General features: G+C 73.4%; 14 protein-coding genes. 7 read left to right on the forward strand and 7 right to left on the reverse strand.

Features of this window, described 5'->3' with window-relative positions; translation table 11 throughout:
* Positions 1-83: 83 nt before the first annotated feature.
* From AR3_RS16095 to AR3_RS16115, 5 genes are all read left to right on the forward strand, one after another.
* Entirely contained in the window at positions 84-1724 is a 1641-nt protein-coding gene (locus AR3_RS16095) for an alpha/beta hydrolase (RefSeq protein WP_106258715.1), read from the forward strand.
* Between the two features lie 76 nt (positions 1725-1800).
* Positions 1801-2643 carry a GNAT family N-acetyltransferase gene (locus AR3_RS16100; protein ID WP_067915065.1) on the forward strand — a complete coding sequence of 281 codons (843 nt, stop codon included), beginning with the start codon at positions 1801-1803 and terminating at the stop codon, positions 2641-2643.
* A gap of 30 nt (positions 2644-2673) precedes the next feature.
* Positions 2674-3603, forward strand: coding sequence for a helix-turn-helix domain-containing protein (locus AR3_RS16105; protein ID WP_067915029.1), 930 nt, complete (start codon positions 2674-2676; stop codon positions 3601-3603).
* A 204-nt stretch (positions 3604-3807) separates the two neighbouring features.
* Positions 3808-4968, forward strand: a complete 1161-nt coding sequence (locus AR3_RS16110; protein ID WP_067915030.1) for a S8 family peptidase — start codon at positions 3808-3810, stop codon at positions 4966-4968.
* A 244-nt stretch (positions 4969-5212) separates the two neighbouring features.
* Positions 5213-6133: a transcriptional regulator gene (locus tag AR3_RS16115; protein ID WP_067915031.1), complete on the forward strand. Its 921-nt coding sequence runs from the start codon at positions 5213-5215 to the stop codon at positions 6131-6133.
* Between the two features lie 52 nt (positions 6134-6185).
* Here the strand turns inward: AR3_RS16115 and AR3_RS16120 are convergent, their stop codons facing one another.
* Together AR3_RS16120 and AR3_RS16125 are read right to left on the reverse strand one after the other, a co-directional pair.
* A complete protein-coding gene (locus tag AR3_RS16120; RefSeq protein WP_067915032.1) occupies positions 6186-6563 on the reverse strand; it encodes a DUF3037 domain-containing protein in 378 nt (125 codons plus the stop codon).
* Positions 6563-7402, reverse strand: coding sequence for a HipA family kinase (locus AR3_RS16125; RefSeq protein WP_067915033.1), 840 nt, complete (start codon positions 7400-7402; stop codon positions 6563-6565). Before AR3_RS16125 ends, AR3_RS16120 begins: the two co-directional genes overlap by 1 nt.
* Before the next feature lie 61 nt (positions 7403-7463).
* On the opposite strand from AR3_RS16125, the gene AR3_RS16130 reads away from it, so the two are divergent.
* Entirely contained in the window at positions 7464-8171 is a 708-nt protein-coding gene (locus AR3_RS16130) for a cyclase family protein (RefSeq protein WP_067915034.1), read from the forward strand.
* On the opposite strand, the gene AR3_RS16135 is transcribed toward AR3_RS16130, so the two are convergent.
* From AR3_RS16135 to AR3_RS16145, 3 genes are read right to left on the reverse strand one after another with little or no spacing between them, the layout of a single operon-like run.
* Positions 8172-9053 (reverse strand): TIGR03619 family F420-dependent LLM class oxidoreductase, encoded by an 882-nt coding sequence (locus AR3_RS16135; protein ID WP_067915035.1) that lies wholly within the window; start codon positions 9051-9053, stop codon positions 8172-8174.
* Between the two features lie 25 nt (positions 9054-9078).
* On the reverse strand, positions 9079-10329 hold the full coding sequence (locus tag AR3_RS16140) for an LLM class flavin-dependent oxidoreductase (protein ID WP_067915036.1): 1251 nt from the start codon (positions 10327-10329) through the stop codon (positions 9079-9081).
* Complete coding sequence (locus AR3_RS16145; protein WP_067915037.1) at positions 10326-11165, reverse strand: alpha/beta fold hydrolase; 840 nt, start codon at positions 11163-11165, stop codon at positions 10326-10328. The genes AR3_RS16140 and AR3_RS16145 overlap by 4 nt, the downstream gene beginning before the upstream one ends.
* Positions 11166-11312: 147 nt before the next feature.
* On the opposite strand from AR3_RS16145, the gene AR3_RS16150 reads away from it, so the two are divergent.
* Entirely contained in the window at positions 11313-12146 is an 834-nt protein-coding gene (locus AR3_RS16150) for an LLM class F420-dependent oxidoreductase (protein ID WP_067915066.1), read from the forward strand.
* Here the strand turns inward: AR3_RS16150 and AR3_RS16155 are convergent.
* Both AR3_RS16155 and AR3_RS16160 read right to left on the reverse strand, forming a co-directional pair.
* Positions 12143-12697, reverse strand: coding sequence for a DUF4870 domain-containing protein (locus AR3_RS16155; protein ID WP_067915038.1), 555 nt, complete (start codon positions 12695-12697; stop codon positions 12143-12145). The genes AR3_RS16150 and AR3_RS16155 overlap by 4 nt on opposite strands.
* A gap of 98 nt (positions 12698-12795) precedes the next feature.
* Complete coding sequence (locus tag AR3_RS16160) at positions 12796-13893, reverse strand: alcohol dehydrogenase catalytic domain-containing protein (RefSeq protein ID WP_067915039.1); 1098 nt, start codon at positions 13891-13893, stop codon at positions 12796-12798.
* Positions 13894-14014 lie beyond the last annotated feature (121 nt).

Below are 14014 nucleotides of genomic sequence, written 5' to 3' on the forward strand. Positions count from 1 at the left end.
CCGCCTTTGCCGGTATATCTGCGGGAATCGCGCTATTCCGTCGCTGCCGGGCGGGGACGTGCTCGCCCTGTAGACAAACGAGAGTGCGCAATGTCTTCGCTACGGGTGGGGCGACGGCCGGCGGGGCCGTCAAAGGCGCCGCCGCCGCGGCGGCCGCCGCGGCCCTCGCCCTCACCGTCATCGCCCCGCTGCCCGCGACCGCGTCGATCGGCGCGCCGCCGCGCGTCTCCTGGCGCCCGTGCCCGGACGACGACCCGGTGCTCAAGGACAAGCTGCGCGGCCTGGAGTGCGGCACGCTGGCCGTCCCGCTCGACCACGCCCGGCCGCGCGGCACGAAGATCAGGCTCGCGCTGACCCGGATCAGGCACACCTCCCGCGCCTTCCAGGGCGTGGTGATCCTCAACCGCGGCGGTCCCGGCGCCCATGGCCGCGACCTGCCGCGCTTCGTCACCGGCATGCTGCCCGCGAGCGTGGTCGCGCAGTACGACTGGATCGGCCTGGACCCGCGCGGCGTCGGCGCCAGCCGGCCCGCGCTGGTCTGCGACCGCGACTACCAGGACCCCGGGCGGCCCCGTCCCGCCTACGTGCCGCGCAGCGGCGCCGAGGAGCGCGCCTGGAGGCTGCGGGCCCGCCGGTTCGCCGACGACTGCGCCCGGCGCTACGGCTCGATCCTGCCGCACATGGGCACCGCGGACGCCGCCCGCGACATCGACTACGTCCGCGCCGCCCTCCGCCAAAAGAAGATCACGTACTTCGCCTACTCGTACGGGACCTACCTGGGCGCGGTGTACGCGTCGATGTTCCCGCACCGCGTCCGGCGGATGGTGCTCGACAGCGTGGTGCGTCCCAGCGGGGTGTGGTACGGCACCAACCTCTCGCAGAACGTGGCGTTCGAGAAGACCATCGGCCTGTTCTTCTCGTGGGTCGCCCGCAACCACAGGACCTACAGGCTGGGACGCACGCGCAAGGCCGTGGCCGAGGCCTACTCCAAGGTGCGGAAGGAGCTCGCGACCAGGCCCATCAACGGCCGCGTCGGCCCGTCGGAACTGGACGACGCGTTCCTGGCCGACGGCTACAACGACCGCACCTGGCCGTCGCACGCCAAGGCGCTGTCGGACTACGTCGTCCGGCGCTCGCCGAAGGCGCTGGGAGCCGTCTGGCACGAGCCGACGTGGCTCGACCAGAACTCCTACACCGTCTACAACGCCGTGCAGTGCCGCGACGCCGCCTGGCCGAGGACGTGGACCCGCTGGCATGCCGACTCCTGGCGGCTCTACACCGAGGGCTACCGTTTCGAGACCTGGAGCAACACCTGGTACAACGCGCCGTGCGCGTACTGGAGCGTGCGCGGGGGGCCGAAGCCCGTGGTCCGCGACGCGCCCGAGCTGCCGCCGATCCTGCTCATCGCGGCGACCAGGGACGCCGCCACCCCGTATCCCGGCGCGCTGGAGGTGCACCGGCTGTTCTCGCGCTCCCGGCTGATCACGCAGACCGGGGGCATGAACCACGGGGTCTCGCTGGCCGGCGACCGGTGCGTGGACCGGGCCGTCGCCGCCTACCTCGCCACCGGCGCGCTGCCGCCGTCGCGCAGCGGTCCGGACCTGTCGTGCCGGGCCCCCGCGCCGCCGAAGGCCGGCGGCGGCCGGCGGGAGCAGGGCGCCGCCTCCGAGGACCGGTGGCCGGAAGAGGAGCCCGCGACCCCGGCCGAGGGGCGGACGTCATAGGCTTGTCACGTGGTGCTGACGAACGCGGCCTCCGCGGGGCGGCCGCTGCCCTCAGGGGGCGGATGACGCCATGCGCATGCTCGGGTCGCTGCCGGTACGGGTCCTCGACGACCGCCACCGGGACGAGGTGCTGGCCATCCTCGACGCCGACCCGGTGACCAACGTCTTCGTCGGCTCGCGCGTGCACGCCTCCGGGCTCGACCCCGGCCGCCTCGGCGCGCAGATGTGGGGGTATCTGAGGGACGGACGCCCGACCGCGCTGTGCTACTCCGGCGCCAACCTCATCCCCGTCAACGCCGACTCGGCGGCCGTGCGGGCGTTCGCCGAGCGGGCCCGCGCGCAGGGCCGCCGCTGCTCGTCGATCGTCGGCCCGATCGACGCGGTGAGCGAGATGTGGGAGATCCTCGAACCGTACTGGGGGCCGCCCCGGGCGATCCGCTCCGTCCAGCCGGTCATGTCCACCTCGACGATGCCGCCCGTGCCGGCCGACCCCCATGTGCGCCGGGTGACCATGGAGGACTTCGACCTGGTCTACCCCGCCTGCGTGGCGATGTTCACCGAGGAGGTGGGCGTCTCGCCGCACGCCGGCGACGGCGGCGTGCTCTACCGCGCGCGGGTCGCCGAGCTGATCCGGGCGGGCCGGGCGTTCGCCCGCATCGAGGACGGCCGGGTGATGTTCAAGGCCGAGGTGGGCGCCGTCACCCCCCACGCCTGCCAGGTGCAGGGCGTGTGGGTGCCGCCGGACCTGCGCGGCCGCGGACTGTCGGTGGGCGGCATGGCCGCGCTGGTCGAGGAGTGCCTGCGCAGCATCGCCCCGACCGTGTCGCTGTACGTCAACGACTACAACGCGCGGGCGCGCGCCGCGTACCGGCGTGTCGGCTTTGTGGAGGTCGGCACGTTCATGTCGATTCTTTTCTGACCGGGCGGTACCGCCCGATAGCATCCGGCCGTGGAGTTCGCCGGGGCGTTGCGGCAGGCCATCCACGGCAGCGGCCTGACCCTGGAGCGCGTGCGCCACCGCTTGGCCCGTCGCGGCGTGTCGGTCAGCGTGGCGACGCTGAGCTACTGGCAGCGCGGGCGCAGCCGCCCGCGCTCCCGCGCGACCGTGGCGGCCTTAGAGGAGGTCCTGCAGGTGCCCGCCGGGACGCTCACCGGCCTGCTGGACGCGCCCGGGGGGCGGGGCGGCTCCGGCGCCGGACGCGGCGGACCCGCGGGCCGGGGCGACCGCCCCGACCGGGTGCAGGCCGCCGCAGACCTGTGGCCCGATCCCGAGCGGTACGCGCGCGTGGTCGGGCAGCTCGACCGCTCGGTCGACCACCGGCTCGAACGCCTGAGCGTCCACGACGTGTACCGGCTGGACGCCTCGCGCCGCCCCCGGTCCCTGGCGGTGCGCGAGGTGCTGCGCGCAGTCGGCGACGATGTCGACCGCGTCGTGTGCGTCCACCCCTTGGACGTCCCGGAGGAGGCGGAGGACCGCCGCGCGGACGGGGCGCCTCCGGCGGAGCTGACCGGCCTGCGGTACTGCCGTGCCGGGCGGATCCGCGCCGAGGCCGGGCTGATGGCGTTCGAGCTGGTCCTGGACCGCGTCCTGGCGGCGGGGGACACCGCCGTCGTCGAGTACGAGCTGGTCCTGCCCGCCGACGGGCCGCCCGGCGCGGACTACCGCAGGCGGTTCCCGCGGCCCGTGCGCGACTATCTCGCGGTCGTGCAGTTCCACGCGGAAACGTTCCCGGCGCGCTGCTACGGCTTCTACCAGGAGACCGGCGACGCGCCGCGGGAACGGCTCGGCGAACTGTGGATCGGTGCGTCCGGCAGCGCCCACATCGCCGTCGGGGCGGTCCGGCGCGGCATCCTGGGCGTCGAATGGGAATGGGACTGACCGCGCCGCCCGCATTGCGGCGCCGCCCGGGAAACGCGCGAACCGCGACGTCACGTCGCCAAACGCGGCTCACGCATCCGCGACGAAATCGTTATTCAGAGCCCTCGATGTGAATTTCGAGGTGCCCTCGAAATCATTGACGGGCGTTCCGCGCGAAACCGAAGATGCCATCGATTCCCAGTCCCCCGCATACATGGAGAATCGATGAGACGACGTACCCTGCCTCTCGCCGTCCTCGCGGCCGCCCCCCTCGTCATGGCGAGCGCCCTACCCGCGGGCGCGGCCCCCGCCGCCCCCGCCGTCCCGGTCACGATGGCGGCGTCCGGCCAGGGCATCGCAGGCCAGTACATCGTGACGTTGAAGAAGGGCGTGTCGGTCGACTCGACGGTGGCCAAGCGCGGAATCCAGCCCCAGTACCGGTTCGGCAAGGTGCTGAACGGCTTCTCCGCCAAGCTCACCGACGCGCAGCTGGCCAAGCTGCGCAGGACCCCCGGCGTCGCGTCCATCGAGCAGGACGCCGTCATCAAGGCGGACGCCACCCAGAGCAACCCGCCGTCGTGGGGGCTGGACCGCATCGACCAGACGAACCTGCCGCTGTCGCGCAGCTACACCTACAACGCCACCGGCGCCGGGGTGTACGCCTACATCATCGACACCGGCATCTACACCTCGCACCCCGACTTCGGCGGACGCGCCGCCAACGTCTTCGACGCGTTCGGCGGCAACGGCCAGGACTGCAACGGCCACGGCACGCACGTCGCGGGCACCGTCGGCGGCAGCTCCTACGGCGTGGCCAAGCAGGTCTACCTGCGCGGCGTGCGCGTGCTCGACTGCAGCGGCTACGGCACCACCTCCGGCGTCATCGCCGGGATGAACTGGGTGGCCAGCAACCACACCAAGCCGGCCGTGGCGAACATGTCGCTGGGCGGCGGCTACTCGTCCTCCATCAACTCGGCCGCCAACAACCTGGCCGCCTCCGGCGTGTTCCTGGCCGTCGCCGCGGGCAACGAGAGCACCAACGCGTGCAACCGGTCGCCCGCCAGCGCGGCCAACGTCACCACCGTCGCCGCCAGCACCAGCAGCGACGCCAGGGCGTCCTACAGCAACTACGGCTCCTGCGTGGACCTGTACGCGCCCGGCTCGTCCATCACCTCCACGTGGCTGAGCGGCGGCACCAACACCATCAGCGGCACGTCGATGGCCACGCCGCACGTGACCGGGGTCGGCGCCCTCTACAAGTCGACCTACGGCGACGCCTCGTACAGCACCATCCGCAGCTGGCTGACGAGCAACGCCACCTCCGGCGTGATCAGCGGGAACCCGTCCGGCACGCCGAACCGGCTGCTGAACAAGCGCTCCCTGTGACGGGGTGAGTGGTACCGGGGGTCGCGTGTCCGCCGCATGGCCCATGTGACGGAACCCCGCCGCGCGACCCCTGGCTCGGACCCCGCGACGCCGCCGCGGCGGCGTCGCGGGGTCCTTGTTTTGTGGAGACTTGCCGGTTGGAAAATTCCGGACCGCCGCCTTACATTTACCCCGGCGGTTTTCACACTGCCGTTGTCAAGGCCGATGGCAGGGGGCGCGGCCGTGCGCTTTCTACCGGAGGCCGATGATGACGGTGCAGAGCGTCACGACGGACGACGAGCTCGTCCAGGTGCTGCGGTACGGCCCGTTCAACGTGGCCCTGCACGCCGCGATCCAGGCCCGCGGCCTCAGTCTGGAGGCCGTGCGGCGGCGGCTCGAGGAGCAGGGCATCGCCGTCAGCCTGTCCACCCTCAGCTACTGGCAGCGGGGGCGCACCCGGCCCGAACGCGCCGACTCCCTGCGCGCGGTGCGGGCGCTGGAGGTCATCCTCGGCCTGCCCCGCCACTCGCTGCTCACCCTGCTCCGGCCGGCCGCCGAGCGGTCCGCCGGCCCCTGGCTGCCGGTGGAGGCGCTGTGCCCCGAGCCCGGGGTGCGCGACCTGGTGGACGAGATCGGCGAACGCGGCCAACGCCAGCTCACCGGGCTCAGCCTGCACGACCAGTACATCCTGGGGCCCGACCGGGAGCTGCGCGAGGTGCGCACCCGCGCGGTGTTCCAGGCCCGGCAGCGCGGCGTGGACCGCTGGATCGCCGTCTACCACCACCCCCACGGGCTCCTGCCGACCTCGCGCACCGCGCACGGCTGCCGCTTCGGCCGCGTGCGCATGGACGGCGCCAGCGGCCTGATCGCCGCCGAGCTGCTGTTCGACCGGGCCCTCGGCCGCGGCGAGACCTACCTGCTGGAATACGGGTTCGACTTCGAGGCCGGCGGCCCGCCGGTCACCGAGGAGGGCCGCGGCTTCCGCACCCCTCAGCACGAGTACCTCATCGAGGTGCGCTTCCATCCGTCCGCCCTGCCCGCCCGCTGCTACCGCACCTTCCGCCCCGACGCCCACACGGCCCTGAAGGACACCGCCGACCTGCGCCTGTCGGCCTACCACAGCGTCCACTTCATCGAGTTCGGCATGGCCGCGGGCTACCACGGCATCCGCTGGGAGTGGTCGTGAACCGAACGTCCCGCCGGCAGCGCGCACCGGCGGGACGCGGGCGGACGGCCGGTCACTTGACCAGCAGGTTCAGCAGACGCTCCAGTTCGGCGGCCGGGTCGTCGGTCAGGCCCGCGTGGACGGGACCGGGCTGGACGACGGTGCTGCGCGGGGCGGTGAGCCAGCGGAACCGCCCGCCCGGAGGCTCCTGGGCCGCCTGGCCTGCGGGTTCGCCGCCGCGGCACAGCACGTCCACGGCGTGCAGGGCCTTGCGGACGCCGTCCAGGTCCAGGCGCGGGTCGAGGGCGAGCAGCCGCCGCTCGTCGACGTGCGTGCGGCAGCCCAGGTAGTCCTTCGCCTGGCAGTAGACGACGACGCCCACGTTCATCGACTCCCCGCGCTCCACCCGAGGGACGACGCGCAGCGCGGCGTACTCGAAGACGGCGCCCATCACGCACCGCCCCCGTACGGGCCGCCCAGCCAGCTCGGGCGCTTCTCGCCGCGGCGCGTCGCGGTGTCCGGCTCGTGGTGCGCGACGTCCAGGTCCGGCAGCCAGTCGCGGGGGCGGGCGGCGCGGTCCAGCAGCAGCTCCAGGTAGGCGTCGCGCGCGGCGTCCGGGCCGTCGAAGTGGGGGTCGCCGTCCAGCCAGGGGTCGGGCACCAGGCCGAGGACCTCCCGCAGCAGCCCCTCGGTGATCCGCGGTCCGAGCTCGGCCTCGGCCTCGGCCAGCGCGGTCGCGTGCCGGGTGAGGACGTGGTCGGCGACGTCGTACGGGCCGGAGAACACCCGGGAGGCGTTGGCCCAGGCGTGGTGGAAGTACAGGCTGGCGCCGTGGTCGATCAGCCACACGTCGCCGTGCCAGACCAGCATGTTGGGGTTGCGCCAGCTGCGGTCGACGTTGCCGATGAACGCGTCGAACCACAGCACGCGGGAGGCGAACGCCGGGTCCGGCGTCCAGCCGAGCGGGTCGAAGCCGAGCGAGCCGGGCAGGAAGTCCACGCCGAGGTTCCAGCCGGCGCTGGCCTTGAGGAGGTCCTGCACGTCGGGGTCGGGCTCGTGCCGTCCGATCACCGGATCCAGGTCGATGACCACCTGGTCGGGGACGCGCAGGCCGAGGCGGCGGCCGAGCTCCCCGGCGATCACCTCGGCGATCAGGGCCTTGCGGCCCTGCCCGGCGCCGGTGAACTTCATGACGTAGGTGCCGAGGTCGTCGGCCTCGACGAGGCCCGGCAGCGATCCGCCCTCGCGCAGGGGCGTCACGTATCGGATGGCGGTCACGAGCGGCAGCACGCAAGCACGCTATCCGGTCCGGGCGCCGTTCCGGGAAACCGGCGCCTGCGAGGATGGGGGCATGGCATCCGCGAACACGGGCGAAACCGGCCGACGCAAGGCGTGGTCCGCGCCCGAGCTGGTGGACCTGTCCGTTCCCGTCGTCACGGGCATGCCGGTGTACCCGGGAGATCCGGAGGTGGAGATCAGCGCGGCGCTGACGGCGGCGCGCGACGGGGTGAACGTGCAGCGGGTGCACATGGGGTCGCAGTCCGGCACGCACGTGGACGCGCCCTACCACGTCGACGACGCGCTGCCCCGGCTGGAGGAGGTGCCGCTCGACCGGTTCACCGGCCCGGCGGTGGTCATGGACGCGCGCGGCCTGCCGCCCCGCACCGCGATCGGTCCCGAGGCGCTGCCGGACGGCCTGGCGCCGGGCGTGGTGCTGCTGATCGCGACCGGGTGGTCCGCGCGGTGGGGGAGCGGGGACTACCTGGCGCATCCCTACCCGTCGGCGGAGACGGCCGAGGCGATCGTCGCGGCCGGGGTCCGCACGGTCGGCATCGACGCGCTCAGCGTCGACCGCACCCCGCCGCCCGGCGACGAGGCGTTCTCGCTGGACGCGCACCGCGTGCTGTGCGGCGCGGGCGCGGTGATCGTGGAGAACCTCACCGGGCTGGACCGCCTGCTGGAGGCGCAGGCGGCGGGGCGGCCGGTCGAGGTGTCGATGTTCCCGATCCGCCTGGCGGGGGACGGGGCGCCCGTGCGCGCCGTCGCCCGCCTGGGCTGATCACATCTCCGCGATGACCTCCTCGGCGAAGCGTTCCATGGCGGCGACTTTGAGGGCGAGGCCGTCGCCGTGGCGGGCCTTCTCGTCCGGGGTGGCCAGCCACCAGGGCGCCGTCATGACGCCGGCGACGCCCTGGTCGGCCCACTTGCGGTAGAGGTCGGCGCCGGGCGGGGCGGCGATCGGCGCGATCACCTTGAGGTCGTCCAGCGTGCGGCCGTGCTCGGCCAGGTGGGCGGTGAGGCGGGCGAGCAGGTCGGCGAGCCGGTCCTCGGTGTAGAAGCGGTTGCCGATCCAGCCGTCGCCGATACGGGCGGCGCGACGCAGGGCCGCGTCGCTGTCGCCGCCGACGTACACCGGGACGGGCTCGTCCGGTACGGGCGCGATGCTCAGCGGTCCGAAGTCGTAGAAGGCGCCGTGGTGCTCGACCGTGCCGCCCCGCCACAGCGTCCGCAGGACGGGGATCATCTCGTCCAGGCGCCTGCCGCGCGTGTGGAAGTCCTGCCCGGTCTGCTGGAACTCGTCCTTGCACCAGCCCACGCCGACGCCGAGGATCGTCCGGCCGCCCGACAGGACGGCGGCGGTGGAGACCGCCTTGGCGACGGTGAACAGGTCGCGGGCTGGGGCGACGTAGACGTTGGTGGCGAACCGCACCCGTTCGGTGACCGCCGCCATCGCGCCGATCGCCACCCACACGTCCGGCCAGTGCGTGTCCGGTTCGTACGGAGGCGCGCCGTCGTCGGTGTAGGGGTAGGCGGACTGGTAGTCGGCGTAGAAGAGGTGGTCCGACACCGCCACGGTGTCGTAGCCCAGGCGGTCGGCGGCCCGGGCGAGGCCGAGGTACTCGTGGGTGCCGACGAACGCGGCCCCGAGCCAGAACTCCATGCGCGTCTCCTCCTCCGGCGGCCGGTCAGTCCTGGAACTCGGGGATGACCTTGGTGGCGAACATCTCCAGGTTGCGCTTGACGACGTCGAGCGGCAGGACGCCCTGCTGGCCCTGCATGAACAGGCCGAACCACTCCAGGTCGGGCATGCGGTCGAGCATGCGCTGGATGCCGCGCTTGACGTCGTCCGGGCCGCCGAGCAGGGCCAGCTCCACCTCGCTCATGCGGGCGAAGTCGCCCTTCTCCGGCGTGATGGGCTGGTGCCGGTCGTCCTCCTGCTTGCGCAGCACCTCCAGGTATCCGAAGGGGCCGAAGAACGCGGCGAAGTCCTTCTGCATCCCCTTGCCGTAGATCTCGAGGGCCTCCTCCCTGCTGCCGGCCATGCCGACGACCTTGAGGATGCCGGTGTGCTCGCCGAGCTTGTAGTTCCGCCCGGCCTTGGCGCACTCCTCCTGGTAGAGGCGGGCCTTCTTGGCGTGCTCGTCGGGGTTGGGGGTGAACATCCACGGCAGGATGTCCTCCTGCGCGCAGCGGATGATCGACCGGTCGGAGATGGTGAACGGCTGCCACAGCTCCGGGTGCGGGTTCTGGTAGGGGCGCGGGCACACCGACACCGCGCGGATCACGCCGTCCTCGTCGATCTCTCCGGGGGCGCCGAACGCGCGGGTCCACTCGGCGGCGGGCCAGCCCTCGATCCCGCTGTACGGCGACGGGACCTCGTAGTCGAGGACGTCGCTCTTGTAGCGCAGCGTGTCCTGCGTCCACGCCATCTTCATGATCTTCAGGATCTCGCCGAAGACGTCGAAGTTGCGGGTGTCGGACGCCGAGCCGTCCGAGCGGGCCGCGGCGGTGCGCCAGCGCTGGCCGAGCACGTTCATCCACCGGTTCTGGTAGCCGCGGGCCACGCCGAGGCGCAGCCGCCCCTTGGAGAAGTGGTCCAGCAGGGCGACGTCCTCTGCCGCTCGGATCGGGTCCCAGGCGGGCAGCACGAGCCCGAGCGGCGCCAGCAGGATGCGCTCGGTGCGCGCGGCCAGGTCGGTGAGGACCATCAGCGGGTTGACCGAGAACTCGAAGCCCTCGGAGTGGAAGTGGTGCTCGGTGATCATCAGCGCGTCGAACCCGATCTGGTCGGCGTGCACGGCGATCTCGCGCACCTCGTCCAGCAGCTTCTGGTACGACGCGACGTCGCGGCCGATCGGCCGCCGGGCCTTGGCGTTCTCCTCGGCGGCGTACCCGGATCCGGGGATCTGCGGGTTCATCATGATCGCAAACTTCACGCGGGCATCTCCTTGTCGAGCGGGTCGGGCCTTTCCAGGCCGGCGAGCCAGCCGGTGACGACGAGCAGGAACTCCTCCGGCCGCTCGGCGTGCAGCCGGTGCCCGCCGCCCGGCCAGACCAGGGCGCGGGAGGCGGGATGCTTGAACAGGCCGCGTTCCCATTCCGCCGACCCCGCCTGCGCGTGCGACCAGCACGACAGCACCGGGCAGGCGCGGCGGGCCAGGTAGGCGTCGGCGGCGGGCCGCGCGCCGAACTGGTCGTCGCCGGAGTACATCCCGGCGAACGCCTCGACCAGGGCGCGCGGCGACGTGGCGAGGATCTTGCGGCGGTGGTGCTCCCGCAGCCAGGGCGGGGAGGCGGCGGTGTAGCACCAGGCGTCGTTGGCCAGCGCGGTGCCGTAGGGGTCGGCGCGCAGCCTCTCGACGATCGCGGGGAAGCCGGCGGCGATCTCGGGCGGCTGCCCGTACCCGGGGTCCACGCACACCAGGGCGCGCACCCGGTCGGGCTGCTCCACGGCCAGCGCGCTGACCACCAGGGCGCCCATGGAGTGTCCGACCGCGGTGACGCGCGGCACGTCCAGGCGGTCCAGCAGCCGCACCAGGTCGGCGGCCATGTCGCGCGGCCGGTATCCGGATTCGGGGGCCGAGGAGTGGCCGTGGCCGCGCAGGTCGGGGGCGATGACGCGGTGCTCGGCGGTGAGGCGCGGCAGGTGCGGCACCCAGTCGTGGGAGTCGGCGCCGTAGCCGTGCACCAGCAGCAGGGGCGCGCGGTCGCCGCCGGACGGTCCGTCGTCGGTGTAGAACAGGCGGACCTCGCCGAGCTCCGCGAAAGGCATGGCCCCTCCGATCGATTCCGTCCGGAACGGCGGTGTCCGCCGGTGTTCCCCGAACAAGCGCACGCTACAACAATCCGCGAGTCCCGAGCAATCGCTTGGTCAGTGAGGTAGCGTGGTCGGGGAACGCGGGAGCGGGAGGGGATGCGGATGCGGCTCGGTGTCACCATGTTCGCGACCGACCGGACGATGGCGCCGCACGACCTGGCGCGGGCGGCCGAGGAGCGCGGCTTCGCCTCCCTCTACCTGCCCGAGCACACGCACATCCCGGTGTCGCGGCGCACGCCGCCGCCGACGGGCGAGGACAGGCTGCCCGACGAGTACGCCCGCACGCCCGACCCGTTCGTCGCGCTGGCCGCGGCCGCCGCCGTCACCGAGCGGATCGCCCTGGGCACCGGCGTGTGCCTGCCCGCCCAGCGCGACCCGATCGTCACCGCCAAGGCCGTCGCCACGCTCGACCGGATCTCCGGCGGACGCGCGGTGCTCGGCGTCGGCTACGGCTGGAACGTCGAGGAGGCCGAGGACCACGGCGTGCCCTGGCGCCGCCGCCGCGCCGTCGTGCGCGAGCACGTGCTGGCCATGCGGGAGCTGTGGACGCGGGACGAAGCGTCGTTCAAGGGCGAGTTCGTGGCGTTCGAGCCGTGCTGGTCATGGCCCAAACCGGTCGGGCGCGTGCCGGTGCTGCTGGGCGGGGCGCCCGGCCCCACGCTGTTCGCGCACGTCGCCGAGTACGGCGACGGCTGGATGCCGATCGGCGGCGCGGGCGTGCGCGAGGCGCTGCCCACCCTGCGCGCGGCGTGCGAGGCCGCCGGGCGCGCGATGGCGCGGGTCGTCCCGTTCGGCACGCTGCCGAACGCCCGCAAGCTCGACTACTACGCCTCGCTCGGGATCGACGAGGTGGTGCTGCGCGTCCCCGCCGGCGGCCGCGACGACGTCCTGCCCGTCCTCGACGAGTACACCGTGTACCTGGACCGCTGGAGCTAGCGGACGATCCGGAAGCACAGCCACGTCGGGAAGCGGTTGACCACTCCCTTGCTGGCCCGGACGGCGCCCAGGATCAGCAGCACCAACTGCGCGACCGCGTGGAACAGCAGCACCGGCACGAAGGCGATGACCAGCGGCGCCGGGTGCTGGAAAGCCAGCGCCAGCCCTCCGCCCACCGCCAACGCGATGAGGATGTGCAGCAGGTAGGTGATCTCGATGTTGAGCGCCTGCGCCGCGTGGTACCGGACGAACGGCGACTCCTTCTTCTTGACCAGGTACAGGATCAGCGGCCCGGGGAAGCCCACCAGGAGTGTGAGGACGTAGCTCATCATCGCCCACGTCGTGTCGTCCGGCCTGACCGGGCCCGACTGGCTCGGGTACTGGGGCACGCCGGGCGGCCCGTATCCGAACCGCGGGTCGTAGCCCGCGCCGTACGGGTCGCCGTACCCCGGGGCCGGACCGTACCCGGGAGGAGGCGTGTATCCGGGAGGCGGGGGTGCTCCGGGCGGCTGACCGTAGGGGACGGGGTGGGGCGGCGGCTGGTCGGTCACGTCGATCCTCTCGCTCCGATTCGGAGATTTGGGAGGAATGTATCCGAGCCCGCCCACGATTCGGCCTGATCGCGTGCCGTCTGTCCGCCACCGGACGGTCAGTCGAAGACGATGACGGAGCGGGCCACGGCGCCCGCGCGGACGTGCGCGACGGCCTCGTTCACCTTCTCCAGCGGGACGCGTTCGCTGACCAGGCCCGCCAGGTTGAGGCGGCCGCGCCGGTACAGGTCGACGAGCAGGGGCAGGTCGCGGGCGGGCACGGCGTCGCCGCCCTGCGTGCCCATCAGCCGCCGCGACGCGAACAGCTCCCCGGCGGGGACGCGCAGCTCGGCGCCGGCGGCGGGGCTGCCGACCATGACGGTGGTGCCGCCGCGCCGGGTCGCGGCGAAGGCCTCGGGCAGCACCTCGGGCGCGCCGGTGACGTCGAAGGCGTAGTCCACGCCGCCGCGGACGATCTCGCCGACCCGGCGCGGCAGGTCGCCGGCCGGCAGGGTGTGCGTGGCGCCGAACTCCTCGGCCAGCTTCAGCTTGGCGTCCACCGCGTCCGCCGCGATGATCGTGGTGGCGCCGGCCAGCGCCGCCCCCTGCACCACGTTCAGGCCGACGCCGCCGCAGCCCACCACCAGCACGCTCGCGCCGGGCTCGACGCGCGCGGTGTTGAGCACCGCGCCGACGCCGGTCACCACGGCGCAGGCGGTGAGCGCGAGCAGGTCGAGCGGCGCGTCCGCGGCGACCTTGACGCACATCGCCTCGTGCACCACGACCTGCTCGGCGAACGAGCCGATGCCGATGTAGGGCCGCACGACCCGGCCGCCCGTCGACAGCCGGGTGCCGCCGTCCGGCATCGTGCCCATGATCGCGGCGAGCCGGGCGGGGCCCGAGCACAGGTGCGCACGGCCGCGGGCGCAGTCGCGGCACCGCCCGCACGGCCCGTTCATCGCGATGACCACATGGTCGCCGGGCCGGACGGAGGCGACGCCGGGCCCGACCTCCGCCACCACGCCCGCGCTCTCGTGGCCGAGCACGCACGGCAGGTGGGACACGACGGGGCTCTTGCCGTCCAGGGCCTTCAGGTCCGAGCCGCAGACGCCGGACGCGGCCACCGCGACCCGCACCTCGCCGGCCTGCGGCGCCTGGAGCTCGACCTCCGCGACCTCCAGCGGGGCGCCGAACTCCCGCAGCAGCGCCGCGCGCATCACCGTGCTCGTCACGTCGCTCACCTCCGCGCGCCACGCTAACACCAAGCGATTGCTTGGTCGAGGTGTCCGACCTCGCGCGCGCCGCGGGGCGAGCGCGCGCGCTCCCCGTTGACACCTC

Source organism: Actinomadura rubrobrunea NBRC 15275 (assembly GCF_001552235.1).
In the GTDB taxonomy this organism is placed as follows: Bacteria; Actinomycetota; Actinomycetes; order Streptosporangiales; family Streptosporangiaceae; genus Spirillospora; species Spirillospora viridilutea.

What these genes read in the sequence shown, in the direction of transcription:
- AR3_RS16130 (WP_067915034.1), top strand. Translation starts at nt 7,464, where the DNA reads ATGGCATCCGCGAACACGGGCGAAACCGGCCGACGCAAGGCGTGGTCC.
- AR3_RS16110 (WP_067915030.1), top strand. Translation starts at nt 3,808, where the DNA reads ATGAGACGACGTACCCTGCCTCTCGCCGTCCTCGCGGCCGCCCCCCTC.
- AR3_RS16100 (WP_067915065.1), top strand. Translation starts at nt 1,801, where the DNA reads ATGCTCGGGTCGCTGCCGGTACGGGTCCTCGACGACCGCCACCGGGAC.
- AR3_RS16160 (WP_067915039.1), bottom strand. Translation starts at nt 13,893, where the DNA reads ATGCGCGCGGCGCTGCTGCGGGAGTTCGGCGCCCCGCTGGAGGTCGCG.
- AR3_RS16115 (WP_067915031.1), top strand. Translation starts at nt 5,213, where the DNA reads ATGATGACGGTGCAGAGCGTCACGACGGACGACGAGCTCGTCCAGGTG.
- AR3_RS16135 (WP_067915035.1), bottom strand. Translation starts at nt 9,053, where the DNA reads ATGGAGTTCTGGCTCGGGGCCGCGTTCGTCGGCACCCACGAGTACCTC.
- AR3_RS16120 (WP_067915032.1), bottom strand. Translation starts at nt 6,563, where the DNA reads ATGGGCGCCGTCTTCGAGTACGCCGCGCTGCGCGTCGTCCCTCGGGTG.
- AR3_RS16150 (WP_067915066.1), top strand. Translation starts at nt 11,313, where the DNA reads ATGCGGCTCGGTGTCACCATGTTCGCGACCGACCGGACGATGGCGCCG.
- AR3_RS16145 (WP_067915037.1), bottom strand. Translation starts at nt 11,165, where the DNA reads ATGCCTTTCGCGGAGCTCGGCGAGGTCCGCCTGTTCTACACCGACGAC.